Origin of the sequence: Hymenobacter glaciei (genome assembly GCF_039539585.1) — a bacterium.
Classification (GTDB): Bacteria; Bacteroidota; Bacteroidia; order Cytophagales; family Hymenobacteraceae; genus Hymenobacter; species Hymenobacter glaciei.
Genome location: NZ_BAABDK010000001.1, coordinates 220,540 through 242,368 on the forward strand (window position 1 = coordinate 220,540; position 21,829 = coordinate 242,368).

The window sequence follows — 21,829 nt, forward strand, 5'->3', positions numbered from 1 at the left end:
TGAGAGCTGCCGGATGAGCAGACCTGTCCTTGGGGGCCACATTTCGCTCACAACTATACATGCTTGCCGGCAATGACGGTTGCTATTCCAGTTCAGCAGGCTGGTTCTGCACATCGGGAATGGGCAGGACGGCGGGGTGGCCGCCTTCGGGGTTCATCTCGTCGAAATGCTCTTCGAAGAGGGCTTGCAGCATGCCGTCTTTCAACCCGATGTCGGGCACGACCATCGTGGTGACATTGGCCCACTGCATGGCAGCCAGGTAAATATGTCCCGCGGGAATAATGACATCAGCGCGGTCGGGGTTGAGCATGGCTACGTTCACGCGCTCGGTCATGGTGAGGCCGGAAAGGCGGTTGAGTGTGGCCTCGATGCTGCGGCGGGTGATGTGCTTATCGGGCGCCGAAGAGGTAAGGCTGTAGATTTTATTGATGTTGCCCCCCGTGCCGATGGCGCGCGTGACGTGGTACTGGCGGGCATTGGTGCGCACCCAGGCTTCCATGCGGGCCCACAGTTCGGTCTGGGCTTCAGTGCCGGCCAGGCCGCTTTCTTCCTGCTGCATGCGGCGGATGGAGCCGATTTCAAACGACTGCGCGGCCACTTTGCGGCGGTCGTGGTAGATGTTGAACTCGGTGCTGCCTCCGCCTACGTCGATGTGCAGGTAGTGACGCTTGTCTTCCAGCACGTGCTCGATGACGCGGTTGATGTAGAAAGCCTCGTCTTCGCCGCCAATTACCTTGATTTCCATGCCCAGCTCTTCGCGCACGCGGGCCACGATGGCCGCGCCGTTGGCCGCCGAGCGCATGGCCGACGTGGCGCATACGAGGTAGTGAGCCACGTCGTGCACTTCCATCAGCAGGCGCAGCGAGTGCAGGAACTTAACGAATTTCTCTTCCTTGGCGGGTGAAATCTCGCCGCTGGCAAATACGTCTTCGCCCAACCGCATCGGGAAGCGCACGTACTCGACGCGCTTGAGGCGGTAGCGGCCTTCGTAATACAGCACTGCTGATATCTGACAACGAACAGCGTTGGACCCAATATCAATGGCGGCAAGCTTGCGAAGGGGGAAATTCATGCAGGAGCGGGATGATTATTCACCCCAAAGGTAAGCCGATAGACGGTGCTTTGGGCATTGATTTTGACCCTTCAAAACGCGGTGTTTTCCGCTGGCTGGTGAAAGGCTAAGTAAAATACCTGGCCCACATTCAAGGTAATGGCACGCGGCCATCGGCCGATATGTGCTGTGCCCAGAGGACTAGGGCGATGCCAGCCGCCAGCTTGAGGTATCAAAGAAACGCCCCCTCCGAAATTCGAAGCGGGCGTTACTCAAGGAAATAATGGCCCCACTACTTGTCTAGCCGGAAACCGAGGCCAAACTGGATGAGTGAGCTTTCGACCGACTTCTGGTAGGATACGGCGAAAGCCAGCGTTTCAACTACCGGAGCGATATAGAAACCGCCGCCGTAGCCCGTGTGCCAGCCGCCGGGCGACGCGCCATCATAATACACGCGGCCCTGGTCGTAGAAGCCAAACACGCCGTAGTAAAAGGGCAGGAAGCCGTTTTTGACCTGACCCAATGCGAGGCGCAGCTCCGTGTTGTAGTACAAGGTGGCGTCGCCGCTGAAACGGTTGCGGTAGTAGCCGCGCAGGCCTTCGTTCTGGCCAATGCTGGCGAATTTATAGAACGGAATGGCCGAGTCGGGTCCGTAGTTTTTGGCCCCGCCGCCTTTGAGCACCAACGTCACGGGCAAGCCAATTTTAGCGGTGCCGTAGTATTCGGCGAAGCCTTGCGTGAGGCCAAAAGTGGCCTTGTCGTTGCGGAGCTGGCCGTTGGGGTTGAGGATGGTGGAGTTGTTGGTGAGCTGGGTGTAGGTGTCGTGCTGCACCCGAATACGCACGCCGCGCTGGGCAAAGCTGGGGCGGTTGCGCAGGTCGAGGTCGAATACCCCGTTCAGGCCCACCAGGTGCTGGGCGCTCACGTTGATGGACGGGTCGACCACCGGGCCGTCGGGCCGGAGTTCATAGGTGCCCAGAAACGAGTTGCCGCCGAAGTCGCTGGTGTAATTCTCGTATGAAGGGCCAACTCGAATGACGCTGCGCTGCAGAAACGTGCGCTCCAGAAAGGCGTTGACGGTGTAGCCGCGGTAGCGGGCGTTGTAGAACTTGTTGTCGTACAGGGTCTGGTCGAAGCCCGTGCTGTTGCCCAGCCCGAAGAAGCGGTAGAAGGGGAAGTAGCTGCCGTAGCTGGCCGAAGCGCCCGCGTCGATTTTGCCGATGGCGTAGCGGTGCCGGGTGCTGGCCGTGAGCTGGAACAGGCCGTTGAGGCTGCCCTGCACGTCGAACGAATACATGTTCTTATAGCCCGGCTTGCGGAAACCCTGCCGCAGGAAGGTGATGCCCGCGCTGGCGCCAAAGCCGTCGTTGGCATTGTAGAACAGGCCGATGCTGGGCTTGTAGGAGTTGAATTCGAATTGCTCGCGGTCGTACTCGTTCACGCCGGGGCGGGTGCTGGTGCGGTTGTCCGACTCGGGCCCGAGCTGCAGGTCGGTGTCGGGCAGGTCGTAGATTTTGGTGCGGGCGCGCAGGCCACTGGCGGTGGAGTTATCGGCGATTTTATCCTTGCCGTCGCCGCCAATCACGCGCACCAGAATGCTGTGCTGGCCGCCATCGCCAGTCACGTTAATTACGTCCTTGCCACCCAGGCAGTAGAGGCAGACCTCCTCGGTTTCGTTGGGCTTGAAGGTGCGGTCGAACAGGGCCGCGCCTTTGGCGCTTTCGCTGTCGCCAGCCCGGTCGAACATCTGCACACGTATCTGGCCATCGGGCAGCCGGTTCACTTGGAAGACCTCGCCTTTGTTCGAGCCGACCACATCGACCCGACGGGCCAGCAGCAGGTAGTATTCATCAATTGCTTTCGGCAACTCCTTGATGCGGGCCTTCAGCTTGCGGTTGATGTCCTGGCCGGATTTGTCCTGAATCTCGGCCGGCAGTTGGGCGGTGGCTCCGTCGATAACTGCGGGTGTGATTTTGCCTTGCAGGTACTTGGCGGTTTCCTGCCACTGCTCGCGGGTGAGGCCCTGGAGCAGGAACCGGTCGAGGTGGCGGGCGGGCCAGTTCAGGCTTTTCATGTCCTGAAACTCGGTGTTGAAGCCCTCGATGCTGGGCACGGCCCACTCGCGGTTGGCGAGGTAGGTGAGCAGGCCATTCCACTGCGTGAAGCTCTGGTCGCGGTCGCGCGGAATGGGGCGGTAGAGGGTGCCGCCGTCCTTTTGTTTGTAACCGGCCCACTTCCAGTTGTCTTCGTGCTTGCCGAAGTCGGCCACCAGCATGTCGAAGGCGCGGGCGCGGGCCAGGCCGGGGGCATCCACCTTGTTGTCGTGGTCCTTGTAGAGCTTGCGAAACAGGCCGAAGCTGCGCGTTACCTCATCGGAGCCGCCGAAGCCGGGCAGGTTGGCTTTGGGGTCTTTGGGCGAGTCTTCGAGGGTACCGAGTAGGTTGGCGTAGTCGGCGCGGTAGGGGCCCAGCTGCTGGTTGTCGGGCAGCCGGAACAGGCGCGGGCGGGCGTGCAGAATATCCGTCTGGTCCAGCATGTAGCTGATGGGCAGGTTGGAGTAGGGGTTGGCCGTGGCCGTCACGTCGCGCAGCACATCCGAGGCAATGGAGTTGCGCAGTTCGGGCGGCAGAATCTTGGTCACGTCCTTGTCCACGGAGCGGAAGACGTACTCCGAGCTGTCGGCCGCAATGAGCTTGAGGGATGTCGTTTGGCGTCCGCCGCCTTTGCCGGTGGGGCGCAGGCCGCCTTTCTCGGTGTTCAAATCCAGGGTTTGCACCGCCACGGGTTGCAGCCACGACGAGCGGTACACGTCGCCGATAAAGAAGCGCTTGCTGCCGGTGGGCTTGTATTCCGGGCCCGGTACCACGGTGGTGGTGGCCTGGAACGGCACATCGGGCTTGGCTTCGGCTACGGTTTTGGTTGCGCCGGGGCAGTTGCTGATGAAGGGATTGGCAGGGGCTTTCTGGTCGCCGCCATCGGCGCAGGCCGAGCGGAACAGGGTGGCGGTATAGGCATCGGTAATGGAATGCCCGTCGGCTCCAAACGTCACCACGTGCGTTTGCACGGTGCCGTCGGCAAAGTATTCGAGCGTGGTAAAGCCTTCCTCGCTTTTGCTGTAGAGCGACTGGCCTTTAGCGCCAACGTGCTCGCTTTTGGCGAAGCTGCCGCTCACCACGTGGTAGTTGCCCTGAAAGGGGGTGATTTGCAGGCTGAAATCGTGGGCGGCGGCGTAAATCACGCCGGGATTGCTTTGCAGGGTGTTCAGCAGCTCTTTGCGCAGCTCCTGGTAGCGTGGGTTGGCCAGGTCGCGCGGGGTGCCCACGTTCTGGCGGTAGGCCGCGTAAATGGTGCCGAACACGGGCGGGCTGAGGTGGCGCGAAAGCGGCTCGTGGCCGCCGTACACGCCGTTGGTTACTACCGGGTGGTGGCCCAGCAGCAGCACGTTCTTGTTCTTGGTGCCGTCAATCAGGTCCTGAATCTGCTCGCGGAATTCCTCCTTGGTGAGAGTCCTGCAGTCGGTGTCGGGCGCCTCGGGGCGGTCGAATGGGTGCGTGAACCAGGGCGTATTGATGGCCACGAGGCGCACCAGCGGGGCCACATCCACTACTTCGGGGCCGGGGCAGCCATTGGTGGGAATGAAGGCATTCTGGCCGGGCAGTTGCTTCTCGATGTATTTCTCGAGGCGGCGCACGGCTTTGAGACCGGCGGGGCCGGAGTTGGCCCAGTCCTTATCGCCGGGCAGGAAGTATATTTTGCCCTGCGGCAGGCCCTTAACCAACGCAATGAGGGCATCGGCGCGGTCGCGCTCGGCCTGCGCCAGGGTGGTGTCGCCTTTGGCCACCAGGCCGGCATTGCCTACGATGTCGCCCAAATGCACCACGGTGAAGGGGCCGGTGTGCTGCTCCAGCGTGGCGCGCAGCAGCTTGAGGCGGGCAGCGGGCAGTTCAGTCTGAGCGGTATTGCCCAAGAGAAAAACCGTGTGGGCCGGGGGCGCGGTTTGGGCAGCAAGCGTACCAGTGGTAAGTCCGAGCGCAGCCAGCGCGGAAAGAAATAGAAGGCGCATAAAGAATGGGTATGCACCAGAATACGCAGAACGCAGGGTAAAGTATGTGTTCGGCCTACTGTGCAGCTAGTTTTCTGCGGTACCGATTGGCTTCGCGCGCCCCCAGCGCTGCAGCAGCAACAGCAACAGGCACGGCAGCCCCACCCAAATGGCTTCACTAGCCAATACCCGTAAGCCCCGCGCACCCAAAAAAGCCCGGATGCTGAGCGGCGATACCTTGATGGGCCGGAGCGGAAAGAAATATCGCTCCAGATGCCAGGGGCTGAAGAAAGCCACGCCTAGCCCACCGGTCGTCATGGCATCGAGCAGGCCGTGCGAGGCCGTGGCCAGAAACAACAGCAGCGCCAGCCGGGCCGCCGCCGGGCGCTGGCTCGGGCTGGCCAACCGGCTCGCCAGCGTGCCCACCAGGGCCACAACCGCGGCCGCCAGCAGCGAATGCGTGAGGCCCCGGTGGCCCCAGAGGCTGTCGTACGGCACGCCGAGGCGGTAGCCTACCGAGTCAACGTCGGGCAGCGCGGCGCAGATGCCGGCAGCAACCCAGTAGGGCCAATGCCGACGGTGGGGAAGCAGAAGTTTGCCGAGAGTAGCCCCCAGGGCAGCATGGGCGAAGGCAGAAGCCATTATACAAGCAACAAAAAGCAAGGGGCTCGCCCACCGGATAACCGGCGAACCAGCGCAGGAAGTGAATTACCAGCGGCGAATAAAGCCGTAATGTTCCAGCAGCCATAAGGCCAGGACAGCGCCGGCAATGATGAGGGCTTTGGGCCAGAATTCGCGCCAGAAGGTGCGCTCAGGGAAAGGGGGCATGCAGTGGCTTAGGTGAGAGGAGAGCCGGCAAGCTCGCTTAATATCTTGGGCACGCCGGTACTGGCGGGCTCGGCAATGTAGCGCACCCCCCGGCGGCCGGCTTCGGGCTGCTGCGGGTCGATGACGAAAACGGGGCAGGTGGCCGGGGCGTAGTGCAGCAGCCCGGCGGCCGGGTACACCTGCAGCGAGGTGCCCACAATAAGTAGCGCATCGGCGGTGCTCACGGTTTCGGCGGCTTCTTCGATGGCGGGCACCATCTCGCCGAACCACACGATGTGGGGGCGCAGCTGGTGGCCGTCGGGGGCAAGGTCGCCCGGCTTGATGTCGCCGGGGCAGTCGTAGGCGGTGGTGTCGTCGGCCACGGAGCGCATCTGGTTCAGCATGCCGTGCAGGTGCAGCACGTTCGAGGAGCCCGCACGCTCGTGGAGGTCGTCGACGTTTTGGGTGATGATGCTGACGCGCCAGCCGGTTTCTTCCTCGAAGCCGGCCAGGGCCAGGTGGCCGGCGTTGGGCTGCACGGTGCGGGCCTGGGCCCGGCGCTGGTTATAAAATTCCAGCACCAGGGCGGGGTTGCGGGCAAAACCCTCGGGCGAGGCCACGTCTTCGACACGGTGGTCTTCCCAGAGGCCGTTGGAATCGCGGAAGGTGCGGATGCCGGACTCGGCCGAGACGCCGGCGCCGGTGAGCACAACGAGGTGTTTCATGGGTTAGCAGTAAGTAGGGTGTATTGAGTAGCTATTAGGGAGTAGAAGGAACGTCATGCAGAGCGCAGCGAAGCATCTCGCTTGCAATAAAACCAATCGTTGAAAAAGGATTGCTACCACACGCGAGATGCTTCGCTGCGCTCTGCATGACGTTCTGCTTAAATGTGATTTGCTTACAACGTTATCTCGCCGTCTTCTTCGCCGTGCCAGAACTTGATGCGCTTGGCCTGCACGCGAATGAGCACAATGCCGGGCGTATCAATCCCGTCCTTGAACCAGCGCTTCAGCTCGGGGAGCCAGTGCTTTTCGAGGGTGGCCTTTTGGCGGATGAGAGCGGCAGTGCCTACCACGGACACATAGAGGTAGTCGGGGCCGGAAAAGCCAAGGCTGACGTGCGGGTTTTCGGTGATGTCGCTGACCGTGCGGGAGCCTTCGTAGGTGAAATAGTAGGAGTTGCCGTCGTATTCCACGTCGCCGTTGTTGCTCATGGGACGGGTGCTGAGGTTGCCACGGCTGGTGTGCGTGGTGAGCATCGTGATGTCGAGCTTCGCCATTTTGGCGGCGAGGGCTTTGAGGGTGGTTTCGGCCATGAGGGTTGGGGAAGAAGAGGTGAGTGAGAGCAGCGTACGACGAGCCAGTGGCCGCAGTTATCGGGCGCCCTGCCGGTGGCGACCCGAGATTTCCTCAATCGAAAATGACCGTCTTGTTGCGGTTCACGAACACCTGCTCGTCGAACACCAGCTTGAGGGAGCGGGCCAGCACGATTTTCTCCACGTCGCGGCCGGCCTGGGCCATTTCGCGGGCGCTCTGGGTGTGGTCGATGGGGATGACGCTTTGAGAAATAATGGGGCCCTGGTCGAGCTGCTCGTTCACAAAATGCGCGGTGGCGCCAATGATTTTCACGCCCCGCTCGTAGGCCTGGGCGTAGGGACTGGCCCCCACAAACGCCGGCAGAAACGAATGGTGAATGTTGATGAGCCGGTTGGGGTAGTGGGCCACGAATTCCGACGACAAAATGCGCATGTACTTGGCCAGGACCACGAATTCGGGCCGGTACTGGGCCAGGGCGGCCAGCACTTCGGCTTCGTGGGCCTCGCGGGTTTTGTCCTGATGCGGGATGAAGTGAAAAGGAATGTCGAAGCGCCGGGCAAGGTCGCCGAGCACCTCGTAGTTGCTGATGACGGCCAGCACGCGGGCGTTGAGCTCGCCAAAGGCATGGCGCACCAGCAGCTCGCTGAGGCAGTGGTGCTCCTTGGTGGCCATGAGCACAATGTCTTTGGGGTGGTTGCTGGAGAAGCGGATGCTGGAGCCGGCGGGCAGCAGGGCCTGCAATTCGGCCAGCAGCACAGCGGGCTCGAAGTCGCCGGCAAACTCGGTGCGCATGAAAAACTGGCTGTTTTCGCGCTCCACGAATTCGCCGTTGCGCAGGATGTTGAGGTTATGCCGAAAGAGCACCCCCGTGATTTTATAAACCAGCCCGGGCTCGTCGGGGCAATGGATGAGGAGAAACTGCGCCATGCAATAAGGGGAAAGCGGGAGGCGTAAATGTAGCCGCTGCCGCCCAAGGCTTCGGGACGGCGCGTGCGTAGCGGCGGGGGTTCGGGGTAAACAACTTTCCACCGGCACCCAGCGAAAAGCCCGCTGCTGCGGCACTTGTCCCTACTCAAAACTGCGGTCGTTGCTCCGGTCCGACCGCCCTAGGCGGTCCGACCGGTTGTTGGCGGAGCGAAACCGGGGGTTCTTCAACCGGTCGGACCGCCTAAGGCGGTCGGACCGGACCGGTCAAGTGCCGCCAGCAGGCTTCTCGGGGTGAGTACCAAGGATGGGGCTAGCCCGGGGGGGGGGGCCACGCCGCCGTTGGCGGCCCAGCCGGGGCGGTCGACCACGACGCGGCCGGCAAGTAAGCATGGCGCACAAAGGAGGTGAGGCGCGAAGACAGGTAAGCGCATTCCGAGGCAGCCGACGGTGCTCCCGGAGCCCCTGATACGGTTCCCGACGCTCCTGACGAGGCTTCCGAGGCCTCGGAAGCCTCGTCAGGAGCCGCGCCGGGCTCGTCAGCAGGGGCGGGAGGCTGTAGGGCCGGGGCAGCAGTAGGAATGAGGCAGTTGCGGGCTTTTGTTCTACATTCGGCCCGGCAATGCTGCCATATTTAACTACCTAAATTTATTGCTGCATGAAAGACCGCGAAGTAACCCGCCAAAATGCCCTTTCTGATGCCGACCTGGTGGCCGATTGCCGCCAGCGTGTGGGCCAGGCCCGCCTCGATTTGACCGACCTCCAGGCCGAAGGCGTGACCGCCGCCGACCTCGACGGCTTTGATACGGCCATCACCGAATTTGAGAAAATGCCCTCCGATGAGGTCCTCGAATACACCCGCGTGGCCCTGCGCGAAACCCGCGACGCCGCCCACGAAGCCGGGCGCATCGCGCTGCGCGACGTGCTGAACCCCGTGCGCCGGGCCTACGGCGACACGTCGCCCCAGCTCAAGCGCTTCGGGGCCGCCCGCCTCGCCGACGCTTCCGTGCCCGACGTGCTGGGCCTGCTCGCCGACGCGCCGACCACCGCCACGCCCTACCTCACCGACCCCAAAACCGTGCAGGAAGGGTTCAACCAAGCCCGCCTTGCTGCCCTGCCTACCGCGCACGACGCCCTGCGCCAAGCCCAGAAAAACTTCCTCGACGCCGACCAAACCCGCGAAGAAGGCACCCGCGCGCGCACCCAGGCCTACAACGCCCTCGATACCCGCTGCGCCAATCTTTGCGCCCGCGGCCACGACCACTACCAGGCCCGCAACGCTACCAAAGCCAGCGCTTACGTGCGCGACCCGGCCCCTGTGGCAGATGGAACCAGTGAGTCCAAACCCGCAGGCGCCTAATAAACCTCCCGTCGAATAGTCATGCAACCATCTTTTAGCCGCCTTCGCTTCGGCTGGGCCCCGCTGCTGGCATTTCTTTGGCTGGCGCTGCCGACGCAGGCACAGGCACCAGCCAAGGCACCGTGGGTTATCACGGGGCAGGTCGTTTCGTCCCGTGACAGTAGTTCCGTAATTCCGGGTGTCGACGTGCAAATAGCGGGCCTGGGGCCCCTTCTCTCCGCTCCAAGCGCCACGGAAGGACGCTTTCGCGTGTCTGTGTCCGATTCGGTGGTCCGGAAGTATTTGCCGGCAACAATTCAGATTTCCATCTCGAAATACGGCAAAAAAGTGAGCACGCAAGAAAGAACGTTGGCCTTGCCCGTTCTCGCCGCAGGCCAAGCCCGCGAGTTGCCCTTGGGCACGTTGTTCGTGGAGTATGTCGACACGCTGAGTACGGGTGGAATTGTCGTCGTCGCGCAGCCGGCACTTCCGTGGCCCATGCCCCCGCCCACTTCCGTGTTTCCCTTTCCAGCTTCCTATTTGGCTGGGCTGAAAACCTTCCGAGACGTCGACGACAAGCTGAGCAGCGCGCTCACCAATGCTGGCTACGATACCCCCAAGCATTATTCCATTCCCGATGGATTCGCGGTCATTACTCGGCTCGAACAAACCACCGCCGATGCCAGGCCTCTGCCCCAGGCGCAGCGGTGGCTGTCCAACGCGGTGGGCGGAGAACAACTGATGGGCCTGTTGCGGGACTTGGTCATCACCCGGAAAGGGTATTTCCGGGTGATGATTTTCGTGGTCACCCCCCGCAATGTCACGTTCTCCCAGAAACCACTTGCGCAGGACCGCGCAACGACGTGGTACCATCAGGGCCCCCTCTTTTTAGATGCCGCAGTCGGGAGCCAGCTGTGCCCGCCCAATTGCCGGGTCACGGCGCTGATTTATGAATTTATGAAAGAAGATTCCCTCCGAGCGCTTCCCACGGCCTCTTGTCCCATCACGGGTTGCAATCACATGGTTCTGGCTAGAATTCTGCCTTCTTCCGGGTGTAGATAAGCCGCCTAAAACCCCACTGCCCCCCGTATGCCTACCGATACCATAACAAAACTGCAGGCGCAACGCCGCATCACCACGCTCTGGTTTGCGATGGCCGCACTCCCAACATTGTTGCTCGGCTACAACACGTTGCAAGGCCGCTTCACCGACCCCGGCGCCATTTGGCAATGGTACAGCCCTTATTTGTTGCCCACGCTGCTCTTAATGGTGGGCACGCTGAGTGCCGCCGAGGGCGCGGCGGATTCTCCGGCGCTCAGCAGCGTCTTTTATTACCGGCTCTGTTGGTGGTTGTCGCTCGTGTACGGCCTTTGTCTTTTGGGAGCCGTGGTGGTGGGCATTCTAAACCAAGCCAATGGAACACGCGCCCTAATAGACAGCCTCAAACTGGTCAGCTTCATGCTCACCGCCGTCCAAAGTATACTCAGCTTAGCCTTGGGGGCCTTTTTTGTCTCAAAGCCCAAACCCGTTTAAGGGCCCTGCTCGACTAGCTGTTTGCCTTTCGTATCGGGCTCAAAGCAAAAAAGGCCGCTGCCCTTATTTGAGTGAGGGTAGCGGCCTTTTGAGAGTTAAGGCTTAATGATTAATCGGGCACTCTATCAACAGAAACCGGGTATCGGCGGCGGCTTCGATGCTGACGTGGTCGGTTTCCCAGATGCCGAGGCTGTCGCGGGTGCCCACGGCCTGGCCAGCCACCGTGACGCTGCCGCTGATGACGAACAGAAACAGCAGCTTGTTCAGCGGCCGGAAGGTGTAGTCGACCGTCTGGGCTTCGGGGTAGTAGCCGAGGGAGAGTTTAGCGTTTTGGTTTATCCAGCAGTGGGCCTGGCCTTCCTCGTTGCTCACGATGGGGATGAGCTGGTTCTGGCGCTTGTCTTCCGGGAACTGGCGGCGCTGGTAGCGCGGGCCCACGTTCTGGAGCTTGGGCTCAATCCAAATTTGCAGGAAGTTCACGTCGGTGTCGCCCACGTTGTGCTCCTCGTGGCGCAAACCCGAGCCGGCGCTCATGATTTGCACCCAGTCCTGGTGCACCACTTCGGTGTAGCCGAGGGTGTCCTTGTGGTTCATGCTGCCGGCCAGCATCACCGAGATGATTTCCATGTTGGCGTGGCCGTGGATGCCAAAGCCGCCGCCGGGCTGCACCACGTCGTCGTTGAACACGCGGAGCAGGCCGAAGCCGCTGCGCTCGGGGTCGGGGAAAGGGCCGAAGCTGAGCGAGAGGTGGCTTTTCAGCCAGCCGATGTCTTTGAGGCCGCGCTCGGCGGCGCGGGTGAGGCGGGTTTTCATACGAAAGCGGGGAGTTCGTTCTGAAACACAAACTCCGAGAGGGGCCTGCGGTTTCGGGTGATTTTTAGGGGTGTTGCGGACGGAAAAAGCGTCGAACAATGAAGCCCGTCGTGCCAAGCGCAGCCGGGGCATCTTGCTCGCAGCGGTTGGATTACTTCGGCACGCGAGATGCCTCGGCTACGCTCGGCATAACGGGCTTATAAATCATAATCGGCAATTGATTAAAACTCCATCGGCACTTCCATCAGCAGCAGCTCGGCGTTGCTGTCGGCGCTGATTTCGAGCTTACCGGTTTCCCAGATGCCGAAGCCGTCGCGGCGGTGCAGGGCTTGGCCGTTGATGGTTACGTCGCCTTCCAGCACGAAGGCGTAGACGCCGTTGCCGGCCTTTTTCACAGCGTAGTCGGTTGCGAAGCCCTTATCGAGGTTGCCGATATGGAACCAGGCATCCTGCTGAATGTGGGGGTTGGTGCCATCGCCGGCCGGCGACACCACTTGCAGCAGTTGGTTGTGCCGGGCTTCCGGGGCGAAGGTTTCCTGGCCGTAGTCGGGCTTGACGCCGCGCTGGTTCGGGAATACCCAGATTTGCAGAAACTTCACTTCCTGGTGCTGGTTGTGGTTTTTCTCGGAGTGGGCCACGCCGGTACCGGCGCTCATCACCTGCACGTCGTGCTGGCGAATAACGGTTTTGTTGCCCATCGAATCCTGATGCTCCAGGTCGCCGGAGAGCGGGATGGAGATAATCTCCATGTTATCGTGCGGGTGCTTGCCGAAGCCCATGCCGCCGGCCACGGTATCGTCGTTGAGCACGCGCAATGCGCCGAAATGCACCCGCTCGGGGTTGTTGTAGCCAGCGAAGCTGAAGGTGTGAAAGGAGTTGAGCCAGCCATGATTGGCGTGGCCGCGGGTGGTGGCAAGGTGCAGAACGGTATTAGCCATGATTACAGCAGTTGTCTGAGTACATTGGTATAACAAATGTATGTACATTTAATGTTTATACATTGAACAGGTGAAAATTGTTTTGCTGCCTCAATTATTCGCGCTCGAGTAGGGGCCCACCAACCACCCGGTACCTTTGTCCACCATCATTCTTCCGTTTCCGCCCGCATGATTCGTACGGTTATCTTCGACATGGACGGCGTCATCATCGACACCGAGCCCATCCACCACCACGCTTTTTTTACGCAGTTTGCCGAGCTGGGCATTCCCGTGACAGCCGCCGAGTATGCCACGTTTCTGGGCAAGTCGACGCGCAACGTGTTCCAGCTGCTGAAGCAGAAATACGCCCTCACGGCAGACGTGGAGGACATGGTAATGCGCAAGCGCGAGCTATTTAATAAAGCCTTTGATGAAGACGCTGGCCTCAACCTGCTGCCCGGCGTGCACAACCTGATTGAGGACCTGCGCCGCAACAATGTGCAGCTAGCAGTCGCTTCCTCGGCTTCCAAAGGCACCATTGCGCGGGTGTTCGACCGGTTTGGGCTGCGGCCGTATTTTGCGCACCTCGTAAGCGGCGAAGATTTTGCCGAGTCCAAGCCCCATCCGGCTATCTTCCTGCGCGCCGCCGAACTAGCCGAAACGCCTGTCGCTGAGTGCATCGTTATCGAAGACGCGGCTAATGGCATAGCAGCAGCCAAAGCGGCTGGAATTTATTGCATCGCCTACGCCAGCCCACATTCCGAAGGCCAGAACCTGCAGCAAGCCGACCGCATTATCCGGCAGTTCTATGAACTCAGCGCCGCTGCAATCGTGGCAATCGAACCAGCTAGCTAGCCTCGGCTATTCGAACCGCTTGAGTTCCTCGCGAGCAAACGTCCATTCCGGCGTATCGAATTGAGCCTCGGCTGGGGCCGGCACTGCAAACCACGCCCCGAGGCCCGGTGCATCGATGTTGCGCAGCACGTGGATGTTCTGGGCCGGCATGTAGCTCTGGGCCAGCAGCACGTATTTCTGGCGCGTAGTTGGGTTCTCCGCCACGTCTACCACCAGCACCGCGTGGCCGGGCGAGCCCCCGTGAATGAGCACGTCGCCGGGCTGCACCTGAGGCAAGGGCACCAGGCGCAGTTCGCGGCTCAGCGACAGGGTGCCCGCGTACCCGAACGTGGGCACCAGGTAGCGGGCCAACGCGGCATGGGTGGGCGCTTCGGCCGGGCGGGCAGCGGGCAGCACTTCTTCCTTGGCCACCCGAAAGGTGCGGCCGGCCACAAAATCCGAAAACCAGAAGTCGTAGCCCGTGGTGAGGTGGAAATGCACCTTGTTCGGGTCGTGGCTGAACACGTATTCGGCCCGCAGGCGAATCACAGCATCGGCGCACTGCTGTAAGTCTTGGGGCGGCACGTCGATATCGACCACGGCGGCTACTACTTCCTGCCGCTTCTTAGGCTGTCCGTTGTAAAGACGGGCCTTGGTGCCAGCCGCGCGCAACGGCAACCAGCGTAGCCATTCACCCCAACTCCCAGCCGCTACCGCCACCCGGCGGCAGCCTGCCGGAGCCGGAAACCGCACGGCCATCGTCTGCGCAGCTAGCGCAGGTTTCGGCTGCCAGGCATAAACGACGCGGCCCGGCCGTTGCGGAGCCACCCTAGGGGCCGGGTTAACGAAGCTGCAAAGAATGGCGGCGCATAACCAACAGTGGGAGGGATGGAGACGCATAAGTTCGGGTAAAGAAAAAGCCCGCAACGTGCGGGCTTTTCTGGTTGGGTCTACTAACGTTGGAGCGACGCTGCTTATTTTGCTTTAGCGACGGGCTTCTTCGTCGCCGACGTTTTTGTTGCCGGTTTTTTGGCAGCGGTGGCTTTGGTCGTAGTTTTCTTGGCAGCCGGTTTTTTAGCGGTAGCAGCTTTGGCGGCCTTTTTGGCCGGGGCGTCCGCGTCTTTTTCTTCCTTAGCTGGTGCGGCCTTTTTGCCGAAGCGGCCGCCTTTGGCCTTTTCGGGCGTGGCATCAGCCAACTCGACGCAACGCTCCAGCGTCAGCTCCGTCGGCTCTTCGCCTTTCGGAATTTTCACGTTCTTCTTACCCGCCACAATGTAGGGGCCGAAGCGACCATTCAGCACCTGAATGTCGGGGTTTTCGGCGAAGCTCTTGATGAGGCGTTCGGCGTCGGTCTTGCGCTTCAGCTCGATTAGCGTCACTGCTTCTTCGGCTGTGATGGTGTGGGGGTCCTGCTCCTTCGTGAGGGAGTAGAATTTGCTGTCGTGGCGCACGTAGGGGCCGAAGCGGCCGAGGTTGGCCGTCATGTCCTTCTCCTCGAACTGGCCCACGTTGCGCGGCAGCTTAAACAGCTCCAGCGCATCTTCGAGCGTGATGCTTTCGATGAACTGGCCCTTGCGCAGGTTAGCGTAGGCAGGCTTGGTTTCGCCTTCGGTGTCGCCCAGCGCCACGTAGGGGCCGTATTTGCCCAGGCGGGCCGAGATGCGCTCGCCGGTTTCGGGGTGCACGCCCAGTTCGCGGGTGCCGCCCAAGGTGCTGCGGTCGATGTCCTGCCCGGCTTCAATGGTTGCGTGGAACTTGCCGTAGAAGCCGGTCAGCATCTGCGTCCAGTTCTCGTGGCCGTTGGCAATCTGGTCAAATTCGTCCTCTACTTTGGCCGTGAACTGGTAGTCCACAATCACGGGGAAGTGAGCCACCAGAAAGTCGTTCACCACCATGGCGGTATCGGTCGGAAACAGCTTGGCTTTTTCGGCACCGTAGTTCTCCGTTTTTACCTCGGTATTCACCGTGCTGTCGTCCAGCGTCAGCACATTAAACTTGCGCTCCTTGCCCTCCCGCGAGTCCTTTTCCACGTAGCCGCGCTTCTGCACCGTGCTGATGGTAGGCGCGTAAGTCGAAGGCCGGCCGATGCCCATTTCCTCCAGCTTTTTCACCAGTGAAGCCTCGGTATAGCGCGCCGGCGGCGACGAGAACCGCTCCGTCGCGCTCAGGCGTTGCAGCGGTAGGTTTTGGCCCACGCTCAGCGGCGGCAGGCCGCGCGAGAAGCTGCTTTCGCCGTCTTTGGCGTCGTCCTCTTCCTCTTCGTCCTTGCTCTCGGCATACACTTTCAGGAAGCCCTCAAAGGTGATGACTTCACCGGAAGCCGTGAGCGTTACGCCCGGCTGGGTGCTGATGCCGATAACCGCCGTGGTGCGCTCAATCACCGCCTCCGCCATCTGCGAGGCCATTGCCCGCTTCCGAATGAGGTCGTACAGGCGTTGCTCCGAGGCATCCGAGCCCGCTTTCACGGTGCTGAAATCCGTGGGGCGAATGGCTTCGTGCGCCTCCTGGGCCGAGGCCGACTTGGTTTTGAACGTACGGGTGTGGTGGTATTCGGCGCCGTAGGACGCCGTAATGGTTGCCTGAGCACCAGCCAGTGCTTCCTGGCTCAGGTTCACCGAGTCCGTCCGCATGTAGCTGATTTTACCGGCTTCGTACAGTTTCTGGGCCACGCTCATCGTCTGGGCCACCGAGAAGCCGAGCTTGCGCGATGCCTCCTGCTGCAAGGTCGACGTGGTGAACGGAGCCGCCGGGCTGCGCTTGCCGGGCTTCTTGTCCAGGCTTTCAATTTGATAAGTGGCCCCCACGCAGCGTCCCAGAAAGGCTTCGGCCTCTTCCTTCGTTTTATAGCGAGTAGGCAATTCAGCTTCCAGTACCGCGCCGCGGCCGGCGTCGAAGCGCGCCACAATGCGGTAGGCGCTGGCCCGCTGAAACTGGCTTACTTCCCGCTCCCGCTCCACTACCAACCGCACGGCCACGCTCTGCACGCGGCCAGCACTCAGGCCAGGCTTCACCTTTTTCCAAAGCACGGGGCTTAGCTCAAAGCCCACCAGGCGGTCGAGTACACGGCGGGCCTGCTGGGCATTCACCAGGTCCTGGTTCACAGTGCGAGGAGCGGCAATGGCGGCCAGAATGGCGTTTTTGGTGATTTCGCGGAATACGATGCGCTTGGTTTTGGTTTCGGGCAGGTTCAGGGTTTCGGCCAGGTGCCACGAGATGGCTTCGCCTTCGCGGTCATCGTCACTCGCCAACCACACCGTTTCCGCTTCCTTCGAAAGTTTTTTAAGCTGCGCGATTAGTTCACGCTTGTCGGCAGAAACAACATAGGTAGGCTTGAAACCATTCGCGATATCGATGGCGTTGTTGTCCTTGGGCAGGTCGCGGACGTGCCCGTAGCTCGAACGCACCACAAAGTCCTGACCGAGGTAACCCTCGATGGTTTTGGCCTTGGCGGGCGATTCGACGATTACTAAATTCTTGACCATGTGGGCGGGGAGAAGTTGCGGCTGGCAAATGCAGGCGGGAAGTTGTGAAACGGCCCACTGCCGCGAAAAGTTGAAAGCGGCCGCAAAGATGTCGGAATATTCCCGCCAACCACGCAACCTGTTCTTATCGGCGTCGTGTGGGGTGGCACTGCCCGGCCGGTTGTGTTCTTGGTTTTGCCCTATATAGTGTAGCAATTGCGGCTGATTTATCTTTGGTTGTTCGCCCTAGAAAGCCGTACTTCGTCCCCCAATCTGCCCCATCCCTCCCCGCCCGATACGTTCCCTCTTATATGGCATCTCCCAAGACTGCGCAATCAAAAGCCCGCCAGGCTACCGCGCTGACTAATTCGAACGCAGAATCTGCCGAAATGCCCGATGCCGGTGCAGTTTCGGCCCTCGACGTTATCCGAACCAATAACGACCTGACCCGCAAGCGCGGCGGCGAGCGCGGCTCGATTGACACCCAGGACCCTGGCTACGTCAACGACCAGCTTAACCGCGTGCTCTACGCCCTCGATGCCTTTAAGAAAGGTGACGTGAGTGTGCGCCTTACCAAGCAGAACGACGACATTTTCGCCGAAATCGCGGAGGCCTACAACTCGATGGTGGATATGATTGCCGGGGTAGGAGGCGAGGTGTCGCGCATTTCGAAAGTGGCGGGTGTGGAGGGTAACTTGAAAGCCCGGGCCTCGTCGGAGGGTGCAGCCGGTTTCTGGCGCGACATGGTGAACAACATCAACGGCCTCGTTGATAGCATTGCTGTGCCGGTATTGGAAGTGGGCAAGGTACTGAAGAACATCAGCCGCGGTAACCTGGACGAAAGCTTCCAGATTCCGGTGTCGGGCGACTTCAAGCTGATGGCCGAAACCATCAACAAAACCATTGACAACCTGAATGTATTCGCCAGCGAAGTAACCCGCGTGGCCCAGGAAGTGGGTACCGAGGGCAAACTTGGTGGCCAGGCCAGCGTGCCAAACGTAGGCGGCATCTGGAAGGACCTGACCGACAACGTAAACAACATGGCCTCGAACCTCACCGTGCAGGTACGAGACATTGCCAACGTAGCCACGGCGGTAGCCAAGGGCGACTTGTCGCAGAAAATCACGGTGGATGTAAAAGGTGAGTTCCTGCAGTTGAAGCAGAACCTGAACCAGATGGTGGACTCGCTGAACCTGTTCGCTGGCGAGGTAACCCGCGTGGCCCAGGAAGTGGGCACCGAGGGCAAGCTCGGCGGCCAGGCCTCGGTACCAAACGTGAGTGGTGTCTGGAAAGCGCTGACCGACAACGTAAACTACATGGCCGGTAACCTGACAAGCCAGGTTCGGGACATTGCCAACGTGGCCACGGCGGTAGCCAAAGGCGACTTGTCGCAGAAAATTACGGTAGATGTGAAAGGCGAGCTGCTCCAACTGAAGCAGAACCTGAACCAGATGGTGGACTCGTTGAACCTGTTTGCCGGCGAAGTAACCCGCGTGGCCCAGGAAGTGGGCACCGAGGGCAAGCTCGGCGGCCAGGCCTCGGTACCAAACGTGGCCGGCGTGTGGAAGGAGCTAACCGACAACGTGAACTACATGGCCTCGAACCTGACGAGCCAGGTGCGCGACATTGCCAACGTGGCCACCGCCGTAGCCCGCGGCGACCTGAGCCAGCAGATTACGGTGGATGTGAAAGGCGAGATTCTGCAACTCAAGCAGAACATCAACCAGATGGTGGACTCGCTGAACCTGTTTGCTGGCGAAGTAACCCGCGTGGCCCTGGAAGTGGGCACCGAGGGCAAGCTCGGCGGCCAGGCCTCGGTACCGAACGTGGCCGGCGTGTGGAAGGAGCTAACCGACAACGTGAACTACATGGCCTTGAACCTGACGAGCCAGGTGCGCGACATTGCCAACGTAGCAGCCGCTGTGGCCAAAGGCGACCTCACCCAAAAAATAACCGTGGACGTGCGCGGCGAAATCCTGGACCTGAAGAACATCCTCAACCAGATGGTGGACTCGCTCAACATCTTCGGCGACGAAGTAACCCGGGTGGCCCGCGAAGTAGGTACCGAAGGCAAGCTGGGCGGCCAGGCCGTAGTGCCCCGCGTAGGTGGCACCTGGAAGGAGCTGACCGACAACGTGAACACGATGGCGAGCAACCTGACCTCGCAGGTGCGGGACATTGCCAACGTAGCAACCGCCGTATCGAAAGGCGACTTGAGCCAGAAGATTACGGTAGACGTAAAAGGCGAGCTGCTGGACCTGAAGGACAACCTGAACCAGATGGTGGACTCGCTCAACATCTTCGCCGGCGAGGTAACCCGGGTGGCGCGTGAGGTGGGCACCGAGGGTATTCTGGGTGGTCAGGCCAACGTGCCCAAAGTATCGGGAACCTGGAAAGACCTCACGGATAACGTGAACACGATGGCGAGTAACCTGACCTCGCAGATGCGGGACATTGCCAATGTAGCAACGGCCGTAGCTAAAGGTGACCTTTCGCAGAAAATCACGGTAAATGTGCGCGGTGAGCTGCTCCAGTTGAAGGAAAACCTCAACGAAATGGTGGACTCGCTCAACATCTTTGGTGACGAAGTAGCCCGGGTGGCCCGCGAAGTAGGTACCGAAGGCAAGCTGGGTGGCCAGGCCAAAGTGCCCAACGTGCGCGGCACCTGGAAAGACCTCACCGACAACGTAAACACGATGGCCAGCAACCTGACTTCTCAGGTACGGGACATTGCCAACGTAGCTACCGCAGTATCGCGTGGCGACCTGAGCCAGAAGGTTTCGGTAAACGTCAACGGCGAGCTTTTGGACCTGAAGGACAACCTGAACCAGATGGTGGACTCGCTCAACATCTTCGCCGGCGAGGTAACCCGTGTGGCCCAGGAGGTAGGCACGGAAGGTAAACTCGGCGGCCAGGCCAGCGTACCAAGTGTCGCTGGGGTATGGAAGGACCTGACCGACAACGTAAACTACATGGCCTCCAACCTCACTACGCAGGTGCGGGGCATTGTGAAAGTAGTAACCGCGGTATCGAAAGGTGACTTGACTCAGAAACTCACCCTTGAAGCCAAAGGCGAAGTGGCCGAGCTGGCCGACACCATCAACCGCATGGTGGACGACCTTAACCGCCTCGCTTCTGAAGTAAGCCGCGTGGCCAAAGTAGCCGGGGTAGAAGGCAAGCTGACTGAACGTGCGACGGTAGGCGGCGTGTCGGGTTCGTGGAAAGAACTGGTGGACACGCTGAACGGCCTTATCGAATCCATCGCTTCGCCGGTGCTCGAAGTAAGCCGCGTGGTGCGGGCCATCTCAGAAGGCGACTTGACCCAGCGCGTGGAAGTACCCACCACAGGCGACATTCTCGCGATGTCGAACGCCCTGAACCTTGCCGTTGAAAACCTCAACGAGCTGCTCGGCGAAATCAACGACTCATCGCAGATTGTAGGAACTTCTTCGGAAGAAATGGCTGGCAAAGGTCAGGAGATGAGCCGGGTAACCGTCGACGTGGCTTTGGCCATGCAGCAGATGGCTGAAGGCGCCCAGAACCAGGCTCTCAAGACCGACCAGGCCTTTAAGCTGATTGAAGAAATCATGCAGGCCACCAAGGAAACGGCTAACAAAGCCGACGTCGTGAACAAATCGGCTATTCTTGGTGAGCAGACGTCGCAGCTCGGTCTGAAAACGGTGGCCGAGGTGGTGAAGAACATGGAGGAAATCTCCAGCGCAGCTTCGCAGACCTCGCGTACCATCGAAGTACTGAGCACCCGGTCGGGCGAAATCAGCAAGTCGCTGGGCGTAATCACCGACATTGCCTCACAAACCAACCTGCTGGCGCTAAACGCTGCCATCGAAGCAGCCCGTGCTGGCGAGGCCGGTCGCGGCTTTGCGGTAGTAGCCGAAGAAATCCGGAAACTGGCCGAAGGCTCCCGCAAATCGGCCAACGAAATTGCCACGCTAGTGGAAGACGTTCGGAAGGACACGACTTCTGCTGCATCGGCTATTTCGACCATGGAAAACCGAGTGTTGAAGGGCAAGAACGCCACGTTCGAAGCCAGCTCGGCCTTTAAGAACATTGCGACCAGTTCGGGCGAAACGCTGCGCACCTCGCGCGACATTCTCACCGCTACCGAGGTACAGAAAACCTCGATTGGCGACGTGGTGAAGTACGTGGAGGAAGTAGTAGCCATTGCCGAGCAAACGGCTACCGGCACCCAGCAGGTGGCCGGCACCGCCAAGCAACTCTCCACGGCCATGCAGGAGCTTACCACCAGCTCGCAACGCCTCACCGACATTGCCGACGACCTGCAGGCCGGCCTCGAAACCTTCCAGCTCAGCTCATACGAGCCGGAACCCGAGCCCGAGCCGGAGCCAGTACGCCGCGGCATGGGCTCGCGGAGCTACCGCCCGCGCGAAACATATTCGGCTCCCGTAGCTTCTACCAACGGCATGGCTTCACGCCGCGCTGGTACCCGCAACGAATCCACTTCTGCCGACAATAACTCATCCAGAAGCAATTCGACCGGTAACTATGGAACGAGCGAAGCAAACGGGATGCGTCGCCGTATAGAACGTCAGGAAGCGGCCAAAACTACTGCTCCTCCGGCCCAGCCTGAGCGTCGCGTACGGGCTCCGCGAATCGAGTCGGCCCCAGCCGCAACCTCGGAGCGCACCAGCAACACCCGTGGAGCGGCGGCAAGGACCGTCAGCCAATCGAGTGCCCCAACCGGAAACGGGAAGGCTTCTGCCGCGCCGGCTAAAGGCAAGGCCGCTGGTAAACCCAAAGCAAAATAATCAGG

General features: G+C 60.7%; 15 protein-coding genes. 5 read left to right on the plus strand and 10 right to left on the minus strand.

Annotated features, from left to right (window positions below):
* Window positions 1-82: 82 nt before the first annotated feature.
* The 6 genes from ABD837_RS00960 to purU form a co-directional block, all read right to left on the minus strand.
* Window positions 83-1,072 carry a Ppx/GppA phosphatase family protein gene (locus tag ABD837_RS00960; RefSeq protein ID WP_345049203.1) on the minus strand — a complete coding sequence of 330 codons (990 nt, stop codon included), beginning with the start codon at window positions 1,070-1,072 and terminating at the stop codon, window positions 83-85.
* A 271-nt stretch (window positions 1,073-1,343) separates the two neighbouring features.
* Window positions 1,344-5,114, minus strand: a complete 3,771-nt coding sequence (locus tag ABD837_RS00965; RefSeq protein WP_345049204.1) for a BamA/TamA family outer membrane protein — start codon at window positions 5,112-5,114, stop codon at window positions 1,344-1,346.
* Window positions 5,115-5,180: 66 nt separating this feature from the next.
* The gene (locus tag ABD837_RS00970; RefSeq protein WP_345049206.1) at window positions 5,181-5,735 is read right to left on the minus strand and encodes a metal-dependent hydrolase; all 555 of its coding nucleotides are present in this window, start codon (window positions 5,733-5,735) and stop codon (window positions 5,181-5,183) included.
* Window positions 5,736-5,929: 194 nt separating this feature from the next.
* Entirely contained in the window at window positions 5,930-6,625 is a 696-nt protein-coding gene (locus ABD837_RS00975) for an SIR2 family NAD-dependent protein deacylase (protein WP_345049211.1), read from the minus strand.
* Between the two features lie 173 nt (window positions 6,626-6,798).
* Window positions 6,799-7,215: a pyridoxamine 5'-phosphate oxidase family protein gene (locus tag ABD837_RS00980; RefSeq protein WP_345049214.1), complete on the minus strand. Its 417-nt coding sequence runs from the start codon at window positions 7,213-7,215 to the stop codon at window positions 6,799-6,801.
* A 94-nt stretch (window positions 7,216-7,309) separates the two neighbouring features.
* Complete coding sequence (gene purU / locus ABD837_RS00985; RefSeq protein ID WP_345049216.1) at window positions 7,310-8,143, minus strand: formyltetrahydrofolate deformylase; 834 nt, start codon at window positions 8,141-8,143, stop codon at window positions 7,310-7,312.
* A gap of 655 nt (window positions 8,144-8,798) precedes the next feature.
* Here purU and ABD837_RS00990 point away from each other — a divergent pair.
* Genes ABD837_RS00990 through ABD837_RS01000 form a run of 3 tightly spaced genes read left to right on the plus strand, consistent with a single transcriptional unit; the run spans window position 8,799 to window position 11,012 of the window.
* Window positions 8,799-9,500 (plus strand): hypothetical protein, encoded by a 702-nt coding sequence (locus ABD837_RS00990; protein ID WP_345049218.1) that lies wholly within the window; start codon window positions 8,799-8,801, stop codon window positions 9,498-9,500.
* Between the two features lie 21 nt (window positions 9,501-9,521).
* Window positions 9,522-10,541 (plus strand): hypothetical protein, encoded by a 1,020-nt coding sequence (locus tag ABD837_RS00995; RefSeq protein WP_345049220.1) that lies wholly within the window; start codon window positions 9,522-9,524, stop codon window positions 10,539-10,541.
* Between the two features lie 27 nt (window positions 10,542-10,568).
* Entirely contained in the window at window positions 10,569-11,012 is a 444-nt protein-coding gene (locus ABD837_RS01000; protein WP_345049222.1) for a hypothetical protein, read from the plus strand.
* A 102-nt stretch (window positions 11,013-11,114) separates the two neighbouring features.
* On the opposite strand, the gene ABD837_RS01005 is transcribed toward ABD837_RS01000, so the two are convergent.
* Complete coding sequence (locus tag ABD837_RS01005; protein WP_345049225.1) at window positions 11,115-11,825, minus strand: pirin family protein; 711 nt, start codon at window positions 11,823-11,825, stop codon at window positions 11,115-11,117.
* Between the two features lie 221 nt (window positions 11,826-12,046).
* Window positions 12,047-12,763, minus strand: a complete 717-nt coding sequence (locus ABD837_RS01010) for a pirin family protein (protein ID WP_345049227.1) — start codon at window positions 12,761-12,763, stop codon at window positions 12,047-12,049.
* A gap of 168 nt (window positions 12,764-12,931) precedes the next feature.
* Between ABD837_RS01010 and ABD837_RS01015 the strand changes: the two genes are divergently transcribed.
* Complete coding sequence (locus ABD837_RS01015; RefSeq protein WP_345049229.1) at window positions 12,932-13,597, plus strand: HAD family hydrolase; 666 nt, start codon at window positions 12,932-12,934, stop codon at window positions 13,595-13,597.
* 6 nt (window positions 13,598-13,603) lie between these two features.
* Here the strand turns inward: ABD837_RS01015 and ABD837_RS01020 are convergent, their stop codons facing one another.
* Window positions 13,604-14,404: a DUF4846 domain-containing protein gene (locus tag ABD837_RS01020; RefSeq protein WP_345049231.1), complete on the minus strand. Its 801-nt coding sequence runs from the start codon at window positions 14,402-14,404 to the stop codon at window positions 13,604-13,606.
* 146 nt (window positions 14,405-14,550) lie between these two features.
* Window positions 14,551-17,058, minus strand: a complete 2,508-nt coding sequence (gene topA, locus ABD837_RS01025) for a type I DNA topoisomerase (RefSeq protein ID WP_345049233.1) — start codon at window positions 17,056-17,058, stop codon at window positions 14,551-14,553.
* A gap of 290 nt (window positions 17,059-17,348) precedes the next feature.
* Here topA and ABD837_RS01030 point away from each other — a divergent pair, with 290 nt between their 5' ends.
* Window positions 17,349-21,824 carry a HAMP domain-containing protein gene (locus ABD837_RS01030; protein WP_345049235.1) on the plus strand — a complete coding sequence of 1,492 codons (4,476 nt, stop codon included), beginning with the start codon at window positions 17,349-17,351 and terminating at the stop codon, window positions 21,822-21,824.
* The last annotated feature ends 5 nt before the right edge of the window (window positions 21,825-21,829 follow it).

Coding starts and splice junctions, on each gene's coding strand:
- ABD837_RS00960 (WP_345049203.1), bottom strand. CDS start 1,072: ATGAATTTCCCCCTTCGCAAGCTTGCCGCCATTGATATTGGGTCCAAC.
- ABD837_RS00965 (WP_345049204.1), bottom strand. CDS start 5,114: ATGCGCCTTCTATTTCTTTCCGCGCTGGCTGCGCTCGGACTTACCACT.
- ABD837_RS00970 (WP_345049206.1), bottom strand. CDS start 5,735: ATGGCTTCTGCCTTCGCCCATGCTGCCCTGGGGGCTACTCTCGGCAAA.
- ABD837_RS00975 (WP_345049211.1), bottom strand. CDS start 6,625: ATGAAACACCTCGTTGTGCTCACCGGCGCCGGCGTCTCGGCCGAGTCC.
- ABD837_RS00980 (WP_345049214.1), bottom strand. CDS start 7,215: ATGGCCGAAACCACCCTCAAAGCCCTCGCCGCCAAAATGGCGAAGCTC.
- purU (WP_345049216.1), bottom strand. CDS start 8,143: ATGGCGCAGTTTCTCCTCATCCATTGCCCCGACGAGCCCGGGCTGGTT.
- ABD837_RS00990 (WP_345049218.1), top strand. CDS start 8,799: ATGAAAGACCGCGAAGTAACCCGCCAAAATGCCCTTTCTGATGCCGAC.
- ABD837_RS00995 (WP_345049220.1), top strand. CDS start 9,522: ATGCAACCATCTTTTAGCCGCCTTCGCTTCGGCTGGGCCCCGCTGCTG.
- ABD837_RS01000 (WP_345049222.1), top strand. CDS start 10,569: ATGCCTACCGATACCATAACAAAACTGCAGGCGCAACGCCGCATCACC.
- ABD837_RS01005 (WP_345049225.1), bottom strand. CDS start 11,825: ATGAAAACCCGCCTCACCCGCGCCGCCGAGCGCGGCCTCAAAGACATC.
- ABD837_RS01010 (WP_345049227.1), bottom strand. CDS start 12,763: ATGGCTAATACCGTTCTGCACCTTGCCACCACCCGCGGCCACGCCAAT.
- ABD837_RS01015 (WP_345049229.1), top strand. CDS start 12,932: ATGATTCGTACGGTTATCTTCGACATGGACGGCGTCATCATCGACACC.
- topA (WP_345049233.1), bottom strand. CDS start 17,058: ATGGTCAAGAATTTAGTAATCGTCGAATCGCCCGCCAAGGCCAAAACC.
- ABD837_RS01030 (WP_345049235.1), top strand. CDS start 17,349: ATGGCATCTCCCAAGACTGCGCAATCAAAAGCCCGCCAGGCTACCGCG.